The following is a 24,255-nucleotide window of genomic DNA, read 5'->3' as shown; positions in this document are numbered from 1 at the left end:
TAATTTCCTGTATTTGTAACATGTGTGCAGGATGAGTGAATTTTACATTTTATTTAGGGAGACATTTGCATGAAGAAACTCGTTACATTACTAATGGTAGTTTTAACAATATCCACATTTACTAGTTGTAGTTTGAAAAAAGATACTGTAACTTCTGGTGCAGACGATAAACTTGTATATTCAAATTTAATTGATGAAGAATCAAAGGTTATGTTAGGCAGTGTTTTGAAAAAAGCAGAAATTGACCAAAATCATATTGATGGCGCATTAAGCTTGATTAACGATTACAATAAACATATGACCGTATTCAATGAAGCTGATAAAGACTACATGGAGGAAAGTGATCTTTTTGCATTTCAAAGCGGCTTTACAACCACGGAGGACAGTTATATCAATTATGGAGATTACTATTTCCAGATGAAAAAATGGTATAACGGTCGTGACTATAATGATGCCTATTGTCGTACGCTGGCATTCTTGTTGATGCAGGACGCAATACAGGTAGAGTCTCCCCTTAAAAAGGAGCATTGGGGTGTTTCGAATGAAGATGATTTTTTATATGGTGACTATGCCACATTAACAGACTATGAATTGGTTGACATTAAGGAGGACAAATATCCTGCATATTTCACTCTGTTTCACCCTGTGTTTGACACAGACAAAAAGGAAGGTTTTGTAAAGCAAATACAGGATCAATGGAAAAAATTTGCAGTGTCCTTTGATAACAGTGCTGCTTCTCTTATTACCATTTGGTCTGTAATTGAAAAAGAGAGTGGTGTGAAGATTGAGCACTCCCACGTAGGTGTTTTAATTGAGAATGATGATGGATTGTTATTTATTGAAAAAACAAATCCATTGGCACCTTATCAGATGACAAAGTTTTCAACCACAGAACAGCTAAAGCAATATTTGGTTGATACGTCAACTGCCTGTTATGAAAAATATGATTTGCCTGTTCCAGAGATGATTGTACTTAGAAACGACAATGAAATATAATGTGCTAAAGAAAGCGAATGGATAATTTGATTATGGTCAGGCCATTTATCGCAACTTAGTTAGATGGTAACGAGATAAACTTTATAGAATGGAAAAATCCCCAATCACTTTTTATAGTGATTGGGGATTGTCTGCATCACAGAGTTGCTTAAGATAATAAACTCTCAACCGATTCAGCCTTGAATTTACTTGTTATCTGTAGCTTCCCTATGAAGATCATTCTTTTATAGTACTTTTTTATACATTAAATGTTTCTTTATAGACCCTAATTCCTTCGGCTAAAATATCCATTGCTTTTACTAAATCTGCATTATTTAGTACATAAGCAATGCGTACTTCATCTTTGCCACTGCCTTTGGTTCCATAAAAACCAGTAGCAGGAGCAACCATAGTTGTCTTCCCATCTACATTAAAGTCTGTTAACATCCACTTTGCAAATTTTTCACAATCATCTATTGGTAGTTTTGCAATGCAGTAAAATGCGCCTTTTGGCTGTTTACAAATTACTCCATCAACTTTATTTATTTTATCTAGTACAGTATCTCTGCGTGAGCGATATTCTGTTAGGATTTCTTCGTAATAGCTATGTGGAACGTTTAAAGCACCTATAGCACCAATTTGCTCCAAAGTAGGTGGGCATAAACGAGCCTGTGCATACTTCATAGCAGCATCTAAAACCTCTTTATTTTTTGTAACAAAACAACCAATTCTGGCACCGCAAGCACTATAACGTTTAGAAATACTATCTGCAATTATAGTAATTTGCTCAGCCTCTGGTATGCTTAATAAACTTGTAAATTCTCCCTCATAAACAAACTCACGGTAAACTTCATCTGCTATAAGCATTAGATTGTGCTTTTTAGCAATTTTAATTAACATGTTAAGTTCATCTTTTGTGTAAACAACGCCAGTTGGATTTCCGGGGTTACTAAAAAGAATAGCCTTTGTTCTAGGTGTAATACCTTTTTCTATTTCTTGTATTGTTGGTAAGTGGAATCCATTTTCTGCGTAAGTTGTAATAGGTTTAACATTGACTTGGGTTAGGTTACCAAAGCCATTATAGTTTGCGTAGTAAGGTTCAGGAATTAATACTTCGTCATCTGGGTTACAGATAACTAACATAGCAAACATTAACGCTTCACTACCACCAGTTGTTACTATCATTTCTGCGGGTGAAACGTTTACCGAGAATTTAGCGTAGTACTCAGATAACTTTTCTCTAAATTCTAATAAACCATTAGATGGACCATAAGCTAACACTTTGTTTTCAACTTTTTTAATGTTGTCCCACATTAAAGAAGGCGTTACTATATCCGGTTGACCAATGTTTAAATGATACACTTTTGTGCCTTTGGATTTAGCTTCATTAGCAAAAGGAATTAGTTTACGAATCGGTGATGCTGGGATACTTATAGCTCTTTTAGAAATTTTCATTTATTATCCTCCCCTAAACAAGTATCGACCCTCTAATTTTAGTCGTGTTGGTCTAATGTGTCAATTAATTACTACATTATTTTACTAATAATTTTGAACATTTGCTCACTTTTGTTTACTAGATTTAGTTGTTCAGTATTATTTTTGTTAAGAGCAAGATTATCTGTATTATATATTATTATTTCATCAGTATATTTTGCATTAATTGCTTTAAAATACATATTTATTACAGCTCTAGCCCCTAAATTTGCATTACTTGCTAAATCTGATCCAGCAGTGGCAATAAATACAGCAAATCGCTTTTTATTTTTATCAATAATAGATTTGTTGAGTTTGTATTTACTTGACCAAATAGCTTGGGTACGGTCTATAACTGCTTTAAGTTGGGAGCTTACAGATAAAAAATAGATAGGAGTAGCTACTATTACAATATCTGCAATATCATAATCATGGTATAACTCTGTAATATCATCTTTAAAAATACACTCACCAGTTTTGTAGCAACTTTTACAATCTATACATCCGCTATAATTTAAATTTCGTAGGTCATAATGCTTAATATTAGCTTTGTTCTTAAACACTTTTAAATATGTTTTTACGGCAACATCGGTATGCCCATTTGTTGCTGAACTAGCATTAATTACTATAATATTCATGAAAATCTCCTTAAGATGGTTTAATGGTTAAATATGTTCCTAACCCAAGAAATATGATACCAAGTATTTTCCATAAAGTTAAGGGGCATTTATCTATTCCAAACCATCCAAAAGAATCAATTAAAACAGCAGTTGTAATTTGTCCACCAATTATAGCCGTAGTTGCCGAAACCATGCCGCTCTTACTAATTGAGCTTGCCACAAGATATATTATTGCAACCGAAATAATGCCTCCTAAATAGGCATATTTGGGAGCCTCAAACACATGTTTTAAACCGTCCCAACTATTTTTGAAAAAAAACAAGAGAGGAATTATAGTAATTAAACCAATAACGTGTACTACTAAAGTAGCTCCTAATAAGCCAGCAGTTTTACTCAATGTTGAGTTCATTGAACCCTGAAATGCCATCAGCCCACCTGCAATGGCAGCAATAATAATTGCATAGATTAATTGTCCCATAAAAATACTCCTTTAGTATGTAGTAAAAAAGTTCTTCTTATGTTAGTATGGTGTGCAGTGAACAAGATTATTAGTATAAAGCTTTCATAATGTAACAATTTAAAAGAGAGCTTTTTTTGTTTACTTAAATTTAAATAAATATTATGTAAAAGGAATTATTGGGAGGGAGAATATGATAACAGAGAATCAAAAAAAGATTTTGCAAAAACTAGAGCAAAAGTATGGATCTCCTGGCACTGAACTTAATTATAATACACCCCTAGAACTCTTAATTGCCACCATATTGTCTGCACAGTGTACCGATGTAAGGGTTAATAAAACCACAGAAATTTTATTTAAAAAATATAAAAACGTTTATGAGTATGCAAACGCCATTGTAGATGAACTATCGCAGATTATTAAGCCCTGTGGTTTATATAAAAATAAAACTAAATTTATTATAAATAGTTGTAAAACAATTATAGAAAACTTTGCTGGTGAGGTGCCAAAAACACGCAACGAGTTACAGACTCTGCCTGGTGTAGGACGTAAAACAGCAAATGTTGTTATTGCTAATGCCTTTAATCAAGACGCGATAGCGGTTGATACACACGTATTTAGAGTGTCTAAACGATTAGGACTTGCTATCAGCGAGCAGGTTCTTAAGGTAGAGCAAGAGCTAATGCAGGTGATTCCCAAACAAAAATGGTCGGATGCTCATCATTGGTTAATTTATCATGGTAGAGAAACATGTAAAGCTCGTAAACCTCTTTGTAAAGAATGTTTACTAGTAGAGTTATGTCCATATACAGATAAGCAAATTTAACAACTTTCATAATGCGGAGGATACATCATGAAAGACATAAAACAGAATGAGGCCATTAGTCAACAGCAACTTCGTAAAAATATTTTCAGCATGATTTGGCCTGCTACTATGGAATCAGTTTTACAGATGATGGTTGGTATTGTTGCAACTGCAATGGTAGGCAGATTAGGCGCAACTGCTATTGGGGCAGTAGGTTTAGGTAGCAGAATAGGTGGCATTGTATGGGTTATATTTTCTGCAATAGGTACTGGTGCTACTGTGTTTGTAGCAAGATCAATAGGTGCTAAAGACTACAACATGGCTAAAAAAATTGCCCTACAAGCATTGATAATTGGAGTATTTTTAGTATTAACATTTACCATTCTTATTTTTGTGTTTGCACGCCCAATTTTAGAGTGGTTTGGTACGGATGGTGATTTACTAAATGTAGCATTGCGGTTCTTAAAGCTAAACGTTTGGGGTATGCCGTTTATGGCAATTATGCAAATAGTTGGCGCCTCTTTAAGGGGTGCAGGAAATACCAGAACTCCTATGTTAATAGCTTTTATTATGAATATAATTAATATAGTAGTAAGTTATTGCTTTATATTTGGTAACTTTGGTTTCCCCGAAATTGGCGTGAATGGTGCTGCAATAGGTGCCATAGTAGCTCAAGCTACTGGTGCTGTAATTGCCATATATGTATTGTACAGACCAAATGCAGTAATTTCTTTGAGACATTTAAAAAAATATGAGATTTCCTTTTTTGATATAAAAAGAATTTTAAACATTGGAGTACCAGTAGCTGCTCAATCACTTTTTTGGCAGTTTGCTACAATAATTATAATGAGATGGATTGTTAAATTTGGAACAATCTCTTTGGCAGCACATCAACTTGGATTAACAGCAGAATCACTATCATTTATGCCCGGCGTTGGCTTTAGTATTGCTGCTACAGCCTTTGTGGGCCAAAGCTTGGGCAATAAAGATATTAAGTTAGCAGAACGTTATGTAAAAGAACTGCGTAGATGGTGTTTAATAATGGTGACTATAACTGCCTCATGTTTATTCTTTTTGCCAAAACTTATACTAGGCTTATTTACAGATGAAATTGCCGTAATAGAACTAGCAAAATACTATTTAATGATGATGGCATTAATACAGTTTCCTCAACAGGTAGCGGATGTAATGATAGGAGCCTTAAGAGGTGCTGGTATGACCAAACGCCCTATGTTATATGCTGGTTTAGGCTTATGGCTAATAAGAGTACCTTTCTCTTACCTTTTTGGAGTAGTATTGGGCTATGGAGTTATAGGGGTATGGTCTGCTATGTTAATAGATATAGTTACAAGATTTTTCTTAAACTTACATTTGTTTAATAAAGGAACTTGGAAGAATGCGGAGTTAATTAAGTAGGTCGATTTGTTACATAAATCAACGAGGTGGACTTGCCTTTGGCTTAGTGGGGTGGGTTTGCATTCTGCTCACGGGGTTATATGCTCGCTATGGCATCGCTTTATCACGTTAGCGAAGCGCTACGTATAGTATACCGTTTGCATAGCAAACTCACCCCATGCAGAGCGAAGCTCAAATCCACCCCATATTTCACAAGGTGAAATATCCACCCCGCGAGTTTTTAAAAAACGAGCCAACCCCAAAAAAATACCCTGCTCTTGCGAGCAGGGTATTTTTAAGAAGATATATTAGTAAGAGCTTCCGTTTCCAGAGCTACCTGATGTTGAATTTTGACTACCGCTTGTTGTTGAGCCCTTCATTTGGCTTTGCTGGCCTTGTTGAGTTTGTTGACCTTGTTGACCAGTTGTATTTGTGTTTGATCCGTATTGGGTTCCATAAATGCCATATGTTCCAGATGTTTGACTTGCTGTATTTGTATAAGTATTTTGCATAGTTGAGCCAGTTGTATTCATTGCTGAACTAGTTGAATTCATTGATGATGAACCAGTTGTATTCATAGAGCTATTTCCCATAGTAGTGGCTCCACCAGCCATTTGTTGCTGAGCCATGGCTATCATTCTACGAACCATGCTTCCACCAACTGAACCACATTCTCTCGATGTTAAGTTACCCCAATAGTCTTCACCCATACTATTATTAACAGGTAAACCTAATTCCCCAGCTATCTCATACTTAAAATTATCCATAGCTTGATGTGCTTGTGGTACAATATGTTTTCTTTTATTCCAACTTCCTTTTGCCATTAACAAATACCTCCTTTTATGTTTACTTATATTTTGAGAATAATTAGAATTAATATCCTATAAAAAATACGGATAATCGAGAAATCAAAGGGTGTAATTGTATTATTTAGCAATTAACTAAAATGATATACCAACTTTTCAACTAAAAAAAGGTTTTGGATTAGTTTAGCTGGATGTATTAAAAGCTTTTAAACACTTTTATAAAGCATAAAAAACATTGCTATTAACAAAATAGTTGTTATAATAAGATACGAAAACTTTATATAAAAAAAGCTTCTTAGTTTTTATGAGGAGGGTATTATGGAGATAGGAAAATTGCCTCCAGAATTATTGGAGCAGCTTATACTAAATAAATTAACAAATAGAAGAGAAGAAGTTCTTGTACGATCTTCTACTGGTCAAGATAGCACAATATTAACTACTAATAATAAGCCAATAGTATTATCTACTGACCCAATTACAGGTGAGGTTGCTAACATAGGGTGGTTTGCAATTCACGTTGCCTGTAACGATGTAGCTGCTAATGGTGCAGAACCAGTTGGAGTATTGCTTACCTTGTTGTTACCAAAGGGTTGCAACAATAAAACAATAGCTACTATCATGAATGATGCCAGCCAAGCAGCCAGTGAACTTAATATAGATATTTTGGGTGGTCATACAGAGCTTACTGATGCAGTTAATCGCCCAGTTATTTCAACTACAGCACTTGGTATACCGCTAACTGAAACGCTAGTTATATCTGCTAAAGTTACAGGTGATTTAGATATAGTTTTAACTAAAGGTGCTGGTATAGAAGGCACAGCAATATTAGCAAATTCAGGGCTTAAAGAACTGAATGATATAGATGGAAAATTATTACAAAAAGCAAAAAATCATTTTAAAAACTTAAGTGTAGTACCAGAGAGCAGAATTGCTGTTGAAATTGGAGTTATTGCTATGCATGATGTTACAGAAGGTGGAGTATTAGGTGCATTATATGAGGTCGCTCAAGCTGGAAAATGTGGCTTTATAATAGACTATAACAAGATACCAGTGCTTCCAGAAACTAAAGCCTTATGTGATGTATTTAACCTAGATGTATTGAGGTTAATTTCTAGTGGCTCTATGTTAATTTTTACTAAATATGGTGATAAACTAGTGAAAAAACTTAATGAAAATAATATTTTTGCTGCTATTATAGGTAAAACTACAGACAAGCAAGAGTATTTAATAGATATAGATGACAAAAAACAGGTGGTTGAACCACCCGAAAGCGATGAAATTTGGAAGGTCAAATTATAACTCGTAGGGAACGTGCCTCCGTGCCGTTCCAGTGTGGGGAATAACTAAAAATATAGCCTAAACAAATACGGAAAAATACGAAGATTTCCTACAAGGTATATATGTGCGTATTGCCTTAATTAAAATAAATAAAAGGGACAATATTAATATTGCCCCCTACAATCACTTATTTCGTTCAGCCAGTGTTCTTTCGGCACGTTGTAGTGCTAATTTAACTAAATTACCACAGTCGCGTGATGATACAGCGCCCCATCCTTGTTTGCTGACAGTTTCAGCTACACCAAGCTCTTCTGCTAACTCGTATTTAAGCTTGTCAGACATTATTGAGCGGCGACGACTCATATGAACCAACTCCTGTATTGAATTTTTAAAGTGATTGCAGAAGTATTTTATGTTATTTATGAGAAACTTAAACTTATATAATTATCCTTAATAACATTAATTTTAAAGGAGAGTAATTTTATGAAAGATTATTTAGTAAGAGCAATGGCCTATAACAATATGGTACGAGCTGTTGCTATAAACTTAACAAATACAGTTAAAGAGGCACAGAAAAGGCATCAAAGCAATCCTACAGCATCAGCTGCTATGGGTCGCCTAATGGTTGCTTCAGCAGTGATGAGTAGTACTTTAAAAGACAATCAAAAGCTGTCAATACAAGTAAAAGGTAATGGTCCTTTAGGAACTATAAGTGCTGATTGTGACTATAACGGAAATGTGCGTGGACATGTTAAAAATCCACATGTAATAATTCCACCTAAGTCACCCGAAAAATTAAATGTTGCTGGTGGTGTAGGTAAGATAGGAATGTTACACGTTACCAAAGATTTAGGCTTTGGAGATCCATATAGTGGCTCTTGTGAGCTATTATCTGGTGAAATAGCCGATGACATAGCTAAATATTTTGTAGTGTCCGAGCAAATCCCCACTATTTTTGCTGCTGGGGTTTTAGTTGGTAAAGAAGGAACTGTATTACAAGCAGGTGGTTATTTAATTCAATTGTTACCTGGAGCAACTGAGGATATCATAGATTCGTTAGAGTCTACAATAGGTAAAGCTAAGCCAGTTTCTACTTTATTAAAAGAGGGAAATAGTCCCGAGACAATACTGGAATATTTGCTAGCTGAGCATGAATTAAAGATACTAAAAGGTAAAAATGAGTTTAGGTTTAAATGTTTTTGTAGTAAAGACTATTTAAAAGCTGTTTTAACAACGCTAGGTAAAGAGGATTTAGAGTCACTGCTAGATAAAAATGAAACCGAAGTAAAATGCCAGTTCTGTAATGAGTCTTACATTTTTTTAAAAGAAGATATTCAAGAATTAGTTAATAAATTAAATTAATATGGAGATAACTATGAGACAAATTGATGTTAATTTGGTAGGAGAAAACATAAAATCATTACTGATAGAGGCAAATACTGTTCTGCCTCAGCAGGTATTAGCTAAGCTTAATCAAGCTAGTGTTACAGAAAATAATGATATTGCAAAATTTATGCTTAGTCAAATAATTGAAAACGCTGAAATAGCTAAACAAAAATCATGGCCACTTTGTCAAGACACTGGTATGGCTGTAATTTTTATAGATATTGGCCAAGAGGTAAACTTAATTAATGGTGATATTAATGATATCATTAATACAAAAGTAGCTGAGGCCTATGAACAAGGTAAATTTAGAAACTCAGTTGCGTCACCTATAACAAGAATTAATACCAATAATAATACCCCTGCTATCATCCATTACAATATTGTACCTGGAGACAAAGTTCAGGTTTATGTGGCGCCAAAAGGTTTTGGTAGTGAAAATATGAGTAGATTATATATGCTTAATCCAACAGCAGGTGAAGAGGGAATAATAGAGAGTGTTGTAGATGCGGTTAAAATTGCAGGAGGAAAACCATGTCCACCAATTGTTATAGGAGTTGGTATAGGTGGCACAGTAGAAAAAGCAGCGCTAATTGCCAAGCGATGTTTACTAAGGCCATTAGGAGACCCTGCTAAAGATCCTAAAATTGCTGCTTTAGAGCAGCAAATTTTAACAGAAGTAAATAAGTTAAATATTGGTGTTCAAGGTGTAGGAGGAAACACAACTGCCCTTGCTGTGCATGTAGCAACATTTCCTACCCATATTGCTGGTTTGCCAGTGGCTATAAATATTCAGTGTCATGCTGCTCGCCATGCAAAAGCAGTTATCTAAGGAGATAAAATGAAAATAAAATTACCACTTACAATAGAAAAGGTTAAAGAGCTGAAAGTAGGTCAGTTGGTTTACTTAACAGGAACTGTTTTAACGGGTAGAGATGCGGCACATAAAAGATTGGTTGGCTCTATTAATAACAAAGAGCAGCTTCCCATAGATTTAAAAAACCAAACTATCTATTATGTGGGACCCTGTCCAGCACCCAATGATCACATAATTGGAGCCGCGGGACCAACTACATCAGCCCGTATGGATAAATTTACAATACCTTTATTACAACAAGGTCTTATTGCTATGATAGGTAAAGGTCCTAGATCAAAAGATATAAAGAATGCTGTCAAACAATACGGTTGTGTGTACTTTATTGCATGTGGAGGAGCTGGTGCCCTTTTGGCTCGAAAAATAGAAGATATTGAGGTTTTAGCTTACCATGATTTAGGCACAGAATCTGTGAAACAGCTTACTGTTAAAGATTTTCCAGTTATTGTAGCTATAGATAGTAATGGCGATAGTCTGTTTGTATAAAAAAAATCTTTTATTGTGTCGAGATTAATCTAATTATGTTAATACGAACACGTGTTTCTTTGTAAAAATGTGTCATTATAAATGGCGCATTTTTTTTGTATTTACATTAATTTTAAGCAATAAAAGCATTGATTATTTGAAATTATAGTGGTAAAGTGGTGGAAAGTGGTGGAAAGTGGTGTAATTGTGGAGGAGGAGGTTGGTTCGGCATGTTTATGGGTGAATATCAGCATACTATAGACAGTAAAGGTCGTGTCATTATTCCTGCACGTTTTCGCGAACAATTAGGAGAGAGATTCGTTATCGCTTTGTGGCTAGATAAATGTTTGATGATGGTGTCACAAGATGAGTGGCAACGTATCTGTCTTAACTTACAACAACTTTCGTCTACCAAAAAAGATAGTAGAGCTTTTACTCGTATGTTATTCTCGAGTGCTAGTGAGTGCGAGTGTGATAAACAGGGTAGGGTGTTAATAACAAGTAAACTACGATCATACGCCATACTTGAGAAAAACGTTAGTTTTATTGGAGTATCAAATAGAGTTGAAATTTGGTCATCTGAAATCTGGCAGGGTTATAGCGAACAAGCAGAAGCTGATTTTGTGAACAGTGCAGAAAAACTGGGTGACATAGTATTTTAGGTGGTGAGTTTATGTCAGAACATATCAGTGTATTGCTGTATGAGTCAATTGAAAAACTTAATATAAAGGCAGATGGCATTTATGTTGATGCAACACTAGGTCGAGGCGGACATAGTAAGCTAATATTAGAGAAATTATCTACAGATGGTAGATTAATTTGTTTCGATCAGGATCAAGCGGCCATAGATATAGCAGAAGAATTATGGCATGAAGACCCTAGAGTTACGGTAGTTCACAGTAATTTTGCTAATTTAGAGCAAGAACTTTTATTAATAGGTGTATCAAAAATTGATGGAATATTATTTGATTTAGGGGTTTCTTCACCCCAATTAGACCAAGCTGAAAGAGGTTTTAGCTACCTGCACAGTGGTGTGTTAGATATGCGCATGGATCAACGTCAAAAACTCACAGCTTATGATGTTGTAAATTCATACCCCGAAAAAGATATTAGAGACTGTTTATATAAGTATGGCGAAGAAAAAAAAGCAGCCAAAATAGCCAAACTAATATGTATAACACGCGAACAACAGCCTATCGAAACAACCTATCAATTAGCTGAATTAATTAAAAGAGCTTTTTCACCTAAAGAAAGACAAGCTGGGCATCCCGCAAGACGTAGTTTTCAGGCTTTAAGAATATTAGTAAATCATGAGTTAGAAGTGCTTGAACAGGTTTTACCTCAGGCTATTAACTTATTAAAGAAGAATGGCGTAATTTGTGTGATAACATTTCATTCTTTGGAAGATAGAATTGTTAAAAATATATTTAAGAACTTTAGTGGTAAATGCACTTGTCCTCCTGGATTACCTATATGTACTTGTGGTAATACAGCAACTATTGAGGTTAAAAAACCACTAATTCCCAAAAATAACGAAGTAAATGCAAATTTAAGAGCAAGAAGTGCTCGATTAAGATATGCAAGAAAATTATAAGAGTTCTACGATTAAGGAGAGGTGAATAAATTGGTAGTAGTTAAGAATCCAGCAATGAAAAGATACGCAACTAGTGCACCAGGATTAGCAGTTAAAGAACAGAGTAAGGTATCAGTCAAAAGTAAAACACTATTTATTTCGGGTATTATAGCTATTATATTATTTATTTTTTTAATACAAACAACCCAAATATACTTAACTCAAAACCGTATATTCCGACTTGAGAAACAGCTAAGCCTTGTTAAAGAAGATAATAGTTCTATACAACTTAAGGTTTCCGAGTTAAAGAGTCCAGATCGTATTATACCTATGGCAAAGTCATATGGCTTAATAGTTCCCGAGGAGGATCAATTTATAGCGGTTCATTATCAATAAAGATGGAGGATTGTTATGTCTAGCGGTATGACCAGTAGTAAACATCGAAAAAGAATTTTATTTTTAATGGTAGTATTTTTACTTTTAACAATAGTTATGATAAGTAGACTTGCCTATTGGCAAATATATAAAAGTAGTTGGTTAGAGGAGAGGGCATCAAGTCAATGGGTCTTAAGTGTTCCTGTAAGCCCTCGTAGAGGCAACATTATAGATGCAAAACAGCGAACACTGGCAATGAATAAAAACGCAGATACTATTGCCGCTATTCCTAAACAAATAGTTAATGCACAAGCAGCAGCTAAGGTATTAGCCCCTATTTTAAGCATAGATGAAGAGACACTTTATTCAAAGTTATCTGTTAATAAGTCTCAAATATATTTAAAAAGATTAGTGGACCCTGAGGTCTCTGCTAAAGTAAGAGAGCAGAACCTACAGGGTATAATCATAGTTAAAGAGAGTAAACGCTTTTACCCTAACGTAAGCTTGGCCTCACATGTGCTAGGCTTTTCTGGTATAGATAAAGGTTGGTCAGGTTTAGAACTAAAGTACGACGAATTACTACAAGGTAATAAGGGTGCCATGCGATTTGGTACGGATGATGAAGGTCAAAAGACCAATGGTGTTGAATATATTCGTCCGGAAGATGGAAACACCATAGAGCTTACTATTGATATAGCAATACAAAGCATAATGGAGCTGGCGTTAGAAAAGACCTATGCTACGCATAATGCCGATGGAGTTATGGCTATAGCTATGGATGTAAAAACAGGTGGTATTTTAGCAATGGCAGGAAAACCAGATTTTGACCCTAATAGTTATGGTGAATATGATGAAAAACTATGGCGTAACCCTGTTGTTTCAGATGTTTTTGAGCCGGGTTCTACGTTTAAAATTATAACTATGGCTGCAGCTTTAGAAGAGGGCATTGTAAGTAAAAATGATCGCTTTTATGACCCCGGATATATAAAGGTGTCAGGTGTTACACTACACTGCTGGAAAAGTGGAGGTCATGGATCTCAAAATTATGAAGAGATTATTCAAAACTCTTGCAATCCAGGCTTTGTGCTGTTGGGGCAAAGGCTAGGGGCAGAGCGGTTACACAAGTATATAACTGATTTTGGTTTTACCCAAAAAACGAAAGTAGATCTACCGGGTGAGGGTTCTGGTATTATGTTTGAGCTTGAAAAAATGGGACCAGTTGAACTGGCAACAACAGCCTTTGGTCAGGGGCCAGCTGTTACTCCTTTACAGCAGATTAGGGCTATATCAGCAATTGCCAATAAAGGCTTAATGACCACTCCTCATGTTGTAAATAAAGTTATAGATAAAGACAATAATGTAATATATGAGTTTAAAGATGAAAATAAAACACAGGTAGTTAGTACAAATACAGCAGAGGAAGTCTGTAGATTACTTGAATCAGTGGTAGTAAAAGGTACTGGAAAACTTGCTTTTATAGAGGGTTATAGAATTGGTGGTAAAACAGGTACAGCTCAGGTAGCTAAGCCTGGTGGAGGATATTATAGCGATAATTTTGTTGCATCTTTCATTGGCATGGCTCCTGCAGATGATCCTCAAATAGCACTTTTTGTTGCCATAAGAAACCCTAAGGGTTCAAGTCACCAAGGCGGTAGAATTGCTGCTCCTTTATTTGGTGAAATGATGAGGGATATTTTAAGGTATATGGATGTGCCAACCCAGTTAACAACCGAAAAACCAAGCTTTGATAACTATGTAGCTGTGCCCGATTTATTAGGGCTAACAGCCGAAAAAGCAGCTGCACAGCTATGGGCAAAGGGTTTCATTACTGAGCGAGATGGCATTGCCAATGGCGTTGTAGTGTCTCAAACACCAGCCCCAGGGGTTAAGCTAGAGATTGGTCAAAAGGTTGTTATAAAAACAACTAGCCAGTCTGGTAATTCGGAGAGTTTTGATGTTACTGTACCCGATGTAAAGGGATTAAGCCTTAAACAAGCTAGTATGAAACTTGGAGAAGCAGGCTTAAGAATAGAGATAGATGGCTCAGGAGTAGCGGTCTCCCAAGACCCAAAACCAGGCGAAGTAGTTAGGAAGTTGAGTATAGTTACGGTTAAGTTTAAAAAGTAAAGAAAGGGATAAATATTATGAAGAGTCTAGAGATATTATTAGGGGCTTTAAATAAGTACGAATTGCATAATATCAAGCCAAGTATCTTAATAAATAAAATTGAAGTAGACTCACGCAAGATAGAAAAAGGCGATATTTTTGTTTGTATAAAAGGTCAAAAAGTTGATGGGCATAATTTTGCCACAAATGCAATAAATAATGGAGCGGTTGTTATAGTAACTGAAAAGTTCATAAATACAAACGTAGCTCAAATAGTAGTGCCATGTACCAAAACAGCTATCTCCAATTTAGCAGCAGCTTATTATGATTATCCAAGCAAAAAGTTAAAGGTAATTGGAGTGACTGGTACAAATGGTAAATCTTCTACTACCTTTATAGTAAGACATATATTTAATTATTTAGGAAAAAAATGTGGCTTAGTAGGTACAGTAGAGGTAGATGACGGTGAAACAGTAAAACAAGCAAAATTAACTACTCCACAACCCCTTGAGTTACAGCGTTATTTTTATGACATGGTTAATAATAATTGTGAGTTTGTGGTAATGGAAGTATCTTCACATGCACTAGATTTACACCGAGTAGATAATGTTGAGTTTAACATAGCTGGTTTTACTAACTTAACTCAAGACCATTTAGATTACCATGAAACAATGCAAGCGTATCGTGATGTGAAAGCACGGTTGTTTGAAAAGGCTTTAGAGGCTGTTATTGTAAATGCAGACGATAAAGAGGGCGAATATATGGCATCTAGGGCTAAATCACCTGCTGTTTACTATAGTTGTAATAGATTTATAAGTAAAGGGATATTTATTACTGACGTGAAACTAGGTGGTAAAGGAACTGAATTTATTTTGCATTGTAAGGGTAAAGAGTACCCAGTTAAAACAAAATTAGTGGGTAAATTTAATATCTACAACATCCTATTATCATTTGCCATAGCTAATCATTTTGCTATGGATCCACAACAAATAATACAGGCAATTGAAACCTTTTCTGCTATACCTGGACGATTTGAGTCTATAGAGAGTAAAGGTATAACAGTAATTATTGACTTTGCACATTCGCCTGATGGTTTAGCTAATGTGCTGAAAACTTCTAGGTCTATGTGTAAAAATAAATTGATAATAGTTTTTGGTTGTGGAGGAGATAGAGACAAAACAAAACGACCAATTATGGGTGAGATGGCTGCAGAATATGCAGATAACATAATTGTTACATCAGATAACCCTAGAACTGAAGACCCTAAGCAAATAATAGAAGATATTTGTTTAGGTATAAGGAAGCATAATACAGAATTTATGGTAGAAGTTAACAGAGATAAAGCCATTGAATATGCAATTAATAAAGCCCAAAAAGGTGATATAATTTTAATAGCAGGCAAAGGACATGAAACTTATCAAATTATTGGCGATAAAGTTTTACCTTTTGATGATAAGCTTGTGGCAGAACAAAAGCTTAGAGAGGTGAATGAAAAGTGCGAAAGTGGAGCGCTAAAAGAATAGCACATATTGTTAATGGAGAAGTACAAGGCAATGAAGATGCCATAGTAGAGAGAGTTATTCTCGATTCTCGAAAATCACAAACAGGTGATTTATTTGTTCCTCTTTGTGGAGAAAACTTTGATGGACATAGGTTTCTTAATAACGCTTTTGAAAATGGAGCCTCTGTAGCTTTTTCTAAACCAAAAATGGAAATCAGCAATTTAGGAACTACAATAATAGTAGATAATCCATTATTAGCATTGCAACAGCTTGGTACAGCAGCCTTAAACGAGGTTAAGCCACAGGTAGTTGCCGTTACGGGTAGTACAGGAAAAACAAGTACCAAAGAGATGATTTACGCGATTTTATCTCAGAGATTCAATACCTTTAAAACTAAAGGTAATTTAAATAGCGAACAAGGATTACCTATGGCTCTTTACTCCCTACAAGAGCAAGATGAAATTGCTGTTTTAGAAATGGGAATGAGAGGCAGAGGGCAAATTACTGAATTGGTAAACATTGCTAAGCCAGATATTGCTGTAATCACTAACATTGGAACAGTTCATTTAGAGCTATTGGGAAGCCAAGAGAACCTAGCCTTAGCTAAAGGAGAAATTCTTGAAGGAATCAACAAAAATGGCTTAGCAGTTCTTAATGGTGATGATAAATGGTGTAGATGGTTGAGTGAAAATCACACTGGTAAAATGGTGTTTTATGGTTTATCAGAAAAATGCGATATAAGAGCCGTAAATTTACAAATAGACAGTTTAGGTAGGTACAGCTATAATATACATTCTGGTAGTAGTGAAGTAACTATAAAACTTCCTATCCCTGGTAAACACCATGTATATAACTCACTAGCAGCAATTGCCATTGCTTTACATTTAGGAATGAGTTGGGATGAAATAATAGCTGGTGTGAGCAGTTATAAAACTATTAGTGGAAGACAGCTAACTAAAGTATGTGCAGGAGTAACAGTTATTGATGATAGTTATAACTCAAACCCACAATCTATAAGAGCTGGTTTAGAGTTATTAAAACTACACCCAACAACAGGTAAAAGAATAGCTGTTTTAGGTGATATGAGAGAGCTGGGAGATCAAGCTATTCAATCCCATTTATTTGTAGGAGAACAGCTTTTTCAGTATAAAGTTGATATTTTAATATGCAATGGTGCTTTAGGTGCATATATTGGACAAGGGGCACAAAAATATACTGATATTAAAATATATTATACTGATAACAACCAACAAGCTGTAAAACAATTAAAAAACATAACACAAGCAGGCGATGTGGTCTTAATAAAAGGATCTCGTGGACTGCAAATGGAACACATAGTAAGTGATTTTTGTAAAGGACTATAATAATGATAAGAGAGTTTTTGTTATATGGAGGAGCAGCATTATTAATAGCTTTAATAACTGGTCCATTTATTATTAAGGCATTAAAGCGATTAAAAGCTGGAGCAACAATCCAAGAAGAGTTATCAAAAGAACACCAAGTAAAGGTGGGCACTCCTTTAATGGGAGGCATAATCTTTGTGATACCCGTGACTGTAATGAGTTTAATTTTATGGTATAAAGGTTTAATTGACTGGAGGTCAGTTTTAGCCTTTTTAGTGTTCTTTTTAGGCTATGGTTTTATAGGTTTTATGGATGATTATTTAAAGGTGGTCAAGAAACATTCAGACGGCCTTAATATAAAGCAAAAGCTAGTTGGTCAATGTGCTATCTTTTTAGTATATTTACTAATATTTTATGGCCAACAAATTGATACTAGTTTAGCTATACCATTTACCCATTGGAAACTATCAATTGGTTATGCTTATATACCATTTTTACTATTATTTGTAGTAGGATTTTCTAATGCTGTTAACTTTACAGATGGCATGGATGGATTATTATCTGGTTGTATGATAGCCTCATGTTGGAGTTATGTGTTTATTAGTATCATTGCTGGAAATACTGGTTTGGCAATTATAGCGGCTATTATTATTGGTAGTTTATTAGGCTACTTACGTTATAATTACCACCCCGCAAGAGTATTTATGGGTGATACAGGTTCACTGGCTTTAGGTGGTGCATTAACTGCATTAGCAATATTAACAAAAACAGAATTATTACTAGTTGTAGTAGGTGCAGTTTATGTAATTGAAATGTTGTCTGTTGTAATGCAAATATCTTATTTTAAGATTACAAAAGGTAAACGAATATTTAAAATGGCACCTATCCATCATCACTTTAGCTTATTAAAGTGGGAAGAGCTGAAAGTGGTTTGGTCTTTTTGGCTGGCTAGTGCTTTATTTGGATTATTGGGACTATTAGGATATATTAATACGATTTAAGCTAACGTAAAGGAGACTGAAAATGAAACAATCAAAACAGACTCCAGATAAAACAATAATTATAATAACCATGGTGTTAGTTATTTTTGGCGTAATAATGGTGTATAGCTCGAGCTCATTTTTTGCAGACATAACCTATGGAGATCAATTTCATTTCTTTAAAAGGCAATTGGTTTGGGCTATTTTAGGCTTTGTGGCAATGAATATTACTATGCGTATTAAGTACTGGAAATATAAAGAGTTAGTTCCGCTTATTGCAACAGTTTGTTTTGCTACTTTAATTCTGGTACTAATACCAGGTATAGGAATTGATGTAAAGGGATCTAGACGTTGGATTAACCTTGGAGTTACTCGCATGCAGCCCAGTGAATTAGCCAAGATTTGTTTAGTAATACTTTTAGCTTGGCTACTTGAACGTAAGGGTAAAAAAATAGTAGATTTTAAAAAGGGTGTATTGCCAGCTTTAGTTATTATTGGCTTAATCTGCGGGTTAATTTTAATTGAGCCAGATTTAGGAACAGCGGCTGTAATTGGTTTTACAGGTGTTGGTATGTTGTTTATTGCTGGATTAAAGTGGTCTCATTTATTTGGGTTATTTATAGCTGGGGTTATGGGAATTGGTGTAGCAATTATTGCAGCTCCTTATAGAATGAGACGATTCATTACGTTTTTAAACCCTTGGGAGGACCCATCTGGAGCGGGTTATCAAATAATACAGGCCTTATATGCCTTGGGGCCAGGTGGTTTAATTGGGTTAGGATTAGGAAATAGTCGTCAAAAACTACTATTTTTACCAGAGAGACACACCGATTTTATTTTTAGTATTATTGGCGAAGAGCTGGGTTTTTTAGCAACGTCGCTGGTTGTTATTGCATTTATTATTTTAGCAATAAGAGGGTTTAGAATAGCAATGCGAGCTCCAGATACCTTTGGCATGTTATTAGCATCTGGCATTACTCTAATGATTGTAATTCAAGCAACACTTAATATTATGGTAGTAACTGCCTTAATACCTGTTACTGGAATGACCTTGCCTTTAATAAGTAGTGGTGGAGCCTCATTGTTTATTACCATGGCATCGTTAGGAATTTTACTCAACATTTCAAGATATATTCGTGTGTAGATTCACACCTCTAATTACTAGTGCATAAAATATAGAGCACATGATAAGCGGGGGTGTAGCCATGGAGCGTTTCTTTGTTGCCGGGGGTTACCCGATAAGGGGGGCACTGCATATAGACGGCGCAAAAAATGCAATACTGCCTATTTTAGGGGCTAGTTTGTTAGTTAATGGACCTGTAATATTACACAAGGTACCTGAGTTATCCGATGTACATACTATGTGTAATATACTTCGATCTCTTGGAGTAGAAATAATTGCGGATAATAAAAGTTATATATTAGATACTAGTAGTTTGCATAGCCATGCTGTACCAGATAACTTGATGAGTGAAATGAGATCATCAATTTTCTTAATGGGTGCATTGCTTGGCTGTTGTGGTGCTGCAAAAGTATCGTATCCAGGAGGCTGCAACATAGGATCTCGTCCTATTGATTTGCATTTAATGGGGCTAAGGGCTTTAGGTGCTGAAATTGAAGAAAAACACGGGTATATAGAAGCCCGTGCAGCTAGGCTAGTTGGAACAGAAATATTTCTTGATTTTCCGAGCGTAGGAGCAACGGAGAATATAATGCTGGCAGCTGTAAAGGCTCAGGGAGAGACAGTAATACATAATGCCGCTAAAGAGCCCGAGATAGTTGATCTGCAAAAATTCCTAAACGCTGCTGGCGCACAGGTAAAAGGTGCTGGTACTGATACACTAATAATAGAGGGTGTTAAATCCCTACATCAGGTTGAACATAATGTTGTATCTGACCGTATAGCTACAGGAACTTTTATGTTGGCAGCTGCTATTACAGCAGGTGAGATTGACTTGATTGACACAAACCCATCACATTTAATACCGTTGTTGTTTAAAGGTAAACAGATGGGGCTGAACATAAAATATGGAAATGATTTCATTTCCGTTAAAGCTCCTAAGCGATTAAAACAGGCAAGCCAGATACGTACTTCACCGTACCCAGGGTTTCCAACTGACTTGCAATCACCAATGATGGTAGCAATGACTCAGGCGTATGGTACTGGTATTGTGATAGAAGGAATCTTCGATGGAAGATATAACCATGTTAATGAGTTAAACAAAATGGGCGCAAACATTAAAGTAAATAGAAGAACTGCCGTTATAAGTGGTAAAACCCTTTTAAGTAGTACTCTAGTAAAAGCAACAGACTTAAGAGCAGGGGCAGCCCTAATATTAGCAGGGCTGGTCGCAGATGGCACAACAATAGTGGATGATATACATCATATTGACAGAGGGTACAGTTCGATTGAAAAACAACTTAGTTCTTTAGGTGCGCATATCGAAAGAAAATAAGGGGAACTAAAGATGAAAGTCTCTTATAGGGAAAAATCAAAAATTAAACTATGGATGGTAATATCAGTATTACTAGTTGTATTTGTATTTCAAATAATTTTTACACCGCTTTTTTTTAAGGTGAAACACGTAAACATAAGTGGACAAGCATATTTGACAAAAAACGAAATTTTACAAATTTCTCAAATTGAGTTAGGGAAACCTCTAGTTACTTTATCAACATCTAAAGCTGTAAAAAACTTATTAGCAAATTCGTGGATAAAAGATGTTAAAGTAGAAAAAGCATGGCCAAATGAAGTTAATATATCAGTAACAGAGAGAGTACCAAGTCTTGCAATACCCTATAAAAACCAGTTTTTAATGATTAGTAAAGATGGTTATGTTATTGAAATAAAGAACGATTATTCAACAGTAAACCTACCAATCTTGAATGGGTATGTTGTAGACGAAATTGAAGTTAATCAACAAGTAATGAGTAAAGAGCAGTGGGAACTTGTTGACAAGATATATACTAACTTACCAAACAATGTATTGAGTATTTTATCAGAGATTTATTGGTACCGTGATTTAGTAGAGCTATTTACAGACGATGGACTTAAAATTAGCTTAGGTGACATAAAAGACTTTGATTATGTTAGACTTAAAATGTTACCAGAAATCTTAAAGAATATTTCAAAAGAGGACAAAGGTTATTTAGATTTGAGTGGAATTTATGCAGTTTTCAGAAAATTGTAACTAAAATATTGATTTAGATTATTTTCAAGAAGGAAAATATAATATTTTAGTTGAAATTTATAGACAGTATTACCAGAAGAGGTATTGCTATCAGGAGGGACTTGGATGAGCAGAAGAGAAATTATTGCCGGCCTAGATATAGGAACATCTGAGGTCAAGGTTGTAATTGGAGAGTTTGACTCAGAAAATGAGAGGGTAAATATAATTGGGTATTCCCAAGTAGCTAGCTCAGGAATTGATAAAAGCGATATTATTGATATAGATGATGTTGCTCACTCTATTAGAGAAGCTACTGAGTATGCTGAAAGAATGGCAGGCGTAGAAGTTGAAGGTTTTTATGCTGGTTTGCCAGTTCAGCACGTAACCCTTATTTATAATAGCGGAGCTGTTGCCGTAAGTGGTAACGAAAGAATTGTTCAAGAAGAAGATGTTGAACGAGTTTTACATGCCGCAAAGGTAGTGGCTATACCACCCGAGAATAAAATAATTGATATTATTCCTTGTCAATTTAAAATCGATAACAAAACAGGTGTACAGCGACCAGTTGGTATGGCTGGTGTTAGACTTGAAGTAGATGCCTTGCTTATTTCATTAAACCGCAGTGTTGAGCAAAATATTACACGCTGTATTGAAGAGGCTGGCTATGAACTATTTCAATTTGTCTTAAATCCGCTTGCATGCTCTTATCAAGTGTTAAGAGAAGATGAAAAAGAGGTTGGAGTTATCCTTTTAGATATTGGTGGTGGAACTACTGAGTTAAGCTATTTCAATAAAGGAGTTTTACTCGATACTGTGAGTATTCCGATTGGTGGAAACTTAATTACTCAGGATTTAGCTAATGTACTTAAAATCCCTCAGCGCCAAGCCGAGGCCTTAAAAATAAGATTTGGCGACTTAATGAGTGAGGAAGATCAAGATATTGATTTAGAACTTGAAACAGGTTCGCTAGGTTTTGACGGACAAGAAACACTAAGTTCTAAGTTAGTTAGAGATGTAATTAGTTATCGATTAGCAGAAATATTTGACATGGTAATCGATGAGATAATAAGAATGGGATTCAAAGAGCCACCTCCAGCAGGTATTAAAGTTTTAGGTGGAGTAACAAAAATGCCAGGGTTTACAGATTTTGCAGCTGAGTGTTTATACACTAAGGTTCGGGCAGCAAACAGTGGTAGAGATGACTTAACTTATATTATTGCAAAAGGTATTATTAACTACGTTCATCAATACAGCTATGGCTATATTGAGTACGATGATAGAGATAGGTCGAGCTCACGTAAAAGAACAGGCTTTATAAGCTGGCTTAAAGAATTTTTTGAAGCGGAATAGCAGTTGAGGAGGCGTAATATTGTTAGAAATGGATTTCAGTACAAGTGGAGTAGCTTGTATAAAAGTAATTGGTGTTGGTGGCGGTGGCGGTAATGCCGTTAATCGTATGATAGAATCTGGTGTTAGGAATGTAGAATTTATTGCAGTAAACACTGATTCACAGGCACTGTTGGCAAACAAAGCTCCTCTTAAGCTGCAGATAGGTGAAAAGCTTACAAGAGGTTTAGGTGCAGGCGCCAGACCAGAGGTTGGTGAGGAAGCTGCAAAGGAAAGCATTGATTCTATAAAAAAAGAGCTTGCAGGCGCCGATATGGTGTTTATAACAGCAGGAATGGGTGGAGGCACTGGTACAGGTGCAGCCCCAGTAATTGCAGCAGCAGCAAAAGAAATTGGAGCTTTAACTGTAGCAGTAGTAACCAAACCTTTTACTTTTGAAGGCAGACAGAGAATGAAACTAGCAGAGAGTGGTATTGAAAAGTTAAAGGATGCTGTAGACACTATCATCACTATTCCTAATAATAGACTACTCGACTTTGTTGGACCTGGTGCATCATTTTTAGAGGCATTTAAAAATGCCGATGATGTATTACATAAAGGTGTGCAAGGTATTTCTGATTTAATTGCTGTGCCAGGATTAATAAACCTTGACTTTGCAGATGTAAAGACAATTATGCAAGGTAAAGGCACTGCTATGATGGGTATTGGTCAGTGTAGTGGAGATGGCAGAGCTAGTGACGCTGCCAAGAGAGCTATTTCTAGTCCAATTTTAGAAATCTCCATAGATGGAGCTACAGATGTGCTTGTTAGTATTACTGGTAGTGCAGATCTTACATTGTTTGAAATAAATGACGCCATGGAAATTATTTATACTTCAGTTGACCCAAATGCAAATGTAATTTTTGGGGCAACAATTGACGATAATCTTGGTGATGAGGTTCGCATAACTGCTATTGCAACTGGATTTGATTTTTCAAGTTCTGCTAAAAAAGGATCTAGCAATAATAGTAGTAGCAGTAGTAGAAGTAATAAAAGCCCTTGGTCTGTAAAACCATATCCTCAAGCAGAGGAAAAAGATCGTGAGGTTGCAGCATCATACACCAAAAAAAGTAATCATAGTGGGGATATAAACATACCTACGTATAACCGTAGAGAATTGAGCAATATGCGTAGAAACCCATATGAAAACAATTCTAAACGAAACGATAACATGGATAACCAAAATTAACATAACCCTACTCAATTGAGTAGGGTTTTTTAGTTCTATTAATTTATAGCAATTTTTACCAATATTATTTGTTTTAATGATATAATTTATTTATAGTTAA

The 24,255-nt window shown here is 35.4% G+C and carries 24 protein-coding genes; 19 read left to right on the top strand and 5 right to left on the bottom strand.

Translation table 11 applies throughout. From position 1 onward, the window contains the following. Positions 1-69: 69 nt before the first annotated feature. The gene (locus IMX26_RS05335; protein ID WP_195160647.1) at positions 70-996 is read left to right on the top strand and encodes a DUF4300 family protein; all 927 of its coding nucleotides are present in this window, start codon (positions 70-72) and stop codon (positions 994-996) included. A gap of 237 nt (positions 997-1,233) precedes the next feature. Here IMX26_RS05335 and IMX26_RS05330 read toward each other — a convergent pair whose 3' ends face one another. From IMX26_RS05330 to IMX26_RS05320, 3 genes are all read right to left on the bottom strand, one after another. Continuing rightward, positions 1,234-2,430, bottom strand: coding sequence for a pyridoxal phosphate-dependent aminotransferase (locus IMX26_RS05330; protein ID WP_195160646.1), 1,197 nt, complete (start codon positions 2,428-2,430; stop codon positions 1,234-1,236). Between the two features lie 71 nt (positions 2,431-2,501). Beyond that, the gene (locus IMX26_RS05325; protein ID WP_195160645.1) at positions 2,502-3,086 is read right to left on the bottom strand and encodes a flavodoxin family protein; all 585 of its coding nucleotides are present in this window, start codon (positions 3,084-3,086) and stop codon (positions 2,502-2,504) included. 10 nt (positions 3,087-3,096) lie between these two features. Then, a complete protein-coding gene (locus IMX26_RS05320) occupies positions 3,097-3,546 on the bottom strand; it encodes a DMT family transporter (protein WP_195160644.1) in 450 nt (149 codons plus the stop codon). A gap of 172 nt (positions 3,547-3,718) precedes the next feature. Here IMX26_RS05320 and nth point away from each other — a divergent pair, with 172 nt between their 5' ends. After that, positions 3,719-4,351 (top strand): endonuclease III, encoded by a 633-nt coding sequence (nth, locus tag IMX26_RS05315; protein WP_195160643.1) that lies wholly within the window; start codon positions 3,719-3,721, stop codon positions 4,349-4,351. A gap of 27 nt (positions 4,352-4,378) precedes the next feature. After that, entirely contained in the window at positions 4,379-5,746 is a 1,368-nt protein-coding gene (locus IMX26_RS05310) for an MATE family efflux transporter (RefSeq protein ID WP_195160642.1), read from the top strand. A gap of 287 nt (positions 5,747-6,033) precedes the next feature. Here IMX26_RS05310 and IMX26_RS18250 read toward each other — a convergent pair whose 3' ends face one another. Continuing rightward, a complete protein-coding gene (locus IMX26_RS18250) occupies positions 6,034-6,549 on the bottom strand; it encodes an alpha/beta-type small acid-soluble spore protein (RefSeq protein ID WP_195160641.1) in 516 nt (171 codons plus the stop codon). 300 nt (positions 6,550-6,849) lie between these two features. On the opposite strand from IMX26_RS18250, the gene IMX26_RS05300 reads away from it, so the two are divergent. Continuing rightward, positions 6,850-7,830 (top strand): AIR synthase family protein, encoded by a 981-nt coding sequence (locus IMX26_RS05300; protein WP_195160640.1) that lies wholly within the window; start codon positions 6,850-6,852, stop codon positions 7,828-7,830. A 162-nt stretch (positions 7,831-7,992) separates the two neighbouring features. Here IMX26_RS05300 and IMX26_RS05295 read toward each other — a convergent pair whose 3' ends face one another. After that, a complete protein-coding gene (locus tag IMX26_RS05295; RefSeq protein ID WP_195160639.1) occupies positions 7,993-8,172 on the bottom strand; it encodes a small, acid-soluble spore protein, alpha/beta type in 180 nt (59 codons plus the stop codon). Positions 8,173-8,292: 120 nt separating this feature from the next. On the opposite strand from IMX26_RS05295, the gene hslO reads away from it, so the two are divergent. From hslO to ftsZ, 15 genes are all read left to right on the top strand, one after another. Next, a complete protein-coding gene (hslO, locus tag IMX26_RS05290; RefSeq protein ID WP_195160638.1) occupies positions 8,293-9,171 on the top strand; it encodes an Hsp33 family molecular chaperone HslO in 879 nt (292 codons plus the stop codon). Positions 9,172-9,184: 13 nt separating this feature from the next. Further along, positions 9,185-10,024: a fumarate hydratase gene (locus tag IMX26_RS05285; protein ID WP_195160637.1), complete on the top strand. Its 840-nt coding sequence runs from the start codon at positions 9,185-9,187 to the stop codon at positions 10,022-10,024. Between the two features lie 9 nt (positions 10,025-10,033). Continuing rightward, the gene (locus tag IMX26_RS05280) at positions 10,034-10,552 is read left to right on the top strand and encodes a FumA C-terminus/TtdB family hydratase beta subunit (RefSeq protein ID WP_195160636.1); all 519 of its coding nucleotides are present in this window, start codon (positions 10,034-10,036) and stop codon (positions 10,550-10,552) included. A 209-nt stretch (positions 10,553-10,761) separates the two neighbouring features. Next, positions 10,762-11,193 (top strand): division/cell wall cluster transcriptional repressor MraZ, encoded by a 432-nt coding sequence (gene mraZ / locus IMX26_RS05275; RefSeq protein ID WP_195161351.1) that lies wholly within the window; start codon positions 10,762-10,764, stop codon positions 11,191-11,193. Between the two features lie 11 nt (positions 11,194-11,204). Then, on the top strand, positions 11,205-12,125 hold the full coding sequence (gene rsmH, locus IMX26_RS05270) for a 16S rRNA (cytosine(1402)-N(4))-methyltransferase RsmH (protein WP_195160635.1): 921 nt from the start codon (positions 11,205-11,207) through the stop codon (positions 12,123-12,125). Between the two features lie 30 nt (positions 12,126-12,155). Continuing rightward, complete coding sequence (locus tag IMX26_RS05265) at positions 12,156-12,500, top strand: hypothetical protein (protein ID WP_207729323.1); 345 nt, start codon at positions 12,156-12,158, stop codon at positions 12,498-12,500. A 15-nt stretch (positions 12,501-12,515) separates the two neighbouring features. Next, positions 12,516-14,606, top strand: coding sequence for a penicillin-binding transpeptidase domain-containing protein (locus tag IMX26_RS05260; protein WP_195160633.1), 2,091 nt, complete (start codon positions 12,516-12,518; stop codon positions 14,604-14,606). Between the two features lie 17 nt (positions 14,607-14,623). Continuing rightward, a complete protein-coding gene (locus IMX26_RS05255) occupies positions 14,624-16,108 on the top strand; it encodes a UDP-N-acetylmuramoyl-L-alanyl-D-glutamate--2,6-diaminopimelate ligase (protein WP_195160632.1) in 1,485 nt (494 codons plus the stop codon). Next, on the top strand, positions 16,081-17,451 hold the full coding sequence (gene murF / locus IMX26_RS05250; RefSeq protein WP_195160631.1) for a UDP-N-acetylmuramoyl-tripeptide--D-alanyl-D-alanine ligase: 1,371 nt from the start codon (positions 16,081-16,083) through the stop codon (positions 17,449-17,451). The genes IMX26_RS05255 and murF overlap by 28 nt, the downstream gene beginning before the upstream one ends. A 2-nt stretch (positions 17,452-17,453) precedes the next feature. After that, positions 17,454-18,431: a phospho-N-acetylmuramoyl-pentapeptide-transferase gene (mraY, locus tag IMX26_RS05245; RefSeq protein WP_195160630.1), complete on the top strand. Its 978-nt coding sequence runs from the start codon at positions 17,454-17,456 to the stop codon at positions 18,429-18,431. A 22-nt stretch (positions 18,432-18,453) separates the two neighbouring features. Then, positions 18,454-19,554: a putative lipid II flippase FtsW gene (ftsW, locus tag IMX26_RS05240; protein ID WP_195160629.1), complete on the top strand. Its 1,101-nt coding sequence runs from the start codon at positions 18,454-18,456 to the stop codon at positions 19,552-19,554. A gap of 61 nt (positions 19,555-19,615) precedes the next feature. After that, entirely contained in the window at positions 19,616-20,866 is a 1,251-nt protein-coding gene (gene murA, locus IMX26_RS05235) for a UDP-N-acetylglucosamine 1-carboxyvinyltransferase (RefSeq protein ID WP_195160628.1), read from the top strand. A 12-nt stretch (positions 20,867-20,878) separates the two neighbouring features. Continuing rightward, positions 20,879-21,601 (top strand): FtsQ-type POTRA domain-containing protein, encoded by a 723-nt coding sequence (locus IMX26_RS05230; RefSeq protein WP_195160627.1) that lies wholly within the window; start codon positions 20,879-20,881, stop codon positions 21,599-21,601. 105 nt (positions 21,602-21,706) lie between these two features. Next, a complete protein-coding gene (gene ftsA / locus IMX26_RS05225; protein ID WP_195160626.1) occupies positions 21,707-22,930 on the top strand; it encodes a cell division protein FtsA in 1,224 nt (407 codons plus the stop codon). Between the two features lie 28 nt (positions 22,931-22,958). Beyond that, on the top strand, positions 22,959-24,155 hold the full coding sequence (gene ftsZ / locus IMX26_RS05220) for a cell division protein FtsZ (RefSeq protein WP_207729341.1): 1,197 nt from the start codon (positions 22,959-22,961) through the stop codon (positions 24,153-24,155). Positions 24,156-24,255: the final 100 nt, after the last annotated feature.

This window comes from Clostridium sp. 'deep sea' (genome assembly GCF_014931565.1).
Taxonomy (GTDB): domain Bacteria; phylum Bacillota; class UBA994; order PWPR01; family PWPR01.
Note: the sequence above shows the minus strand (reverse complement) of the source record. Positions and strands in the feature narration are given on the sequence as shown.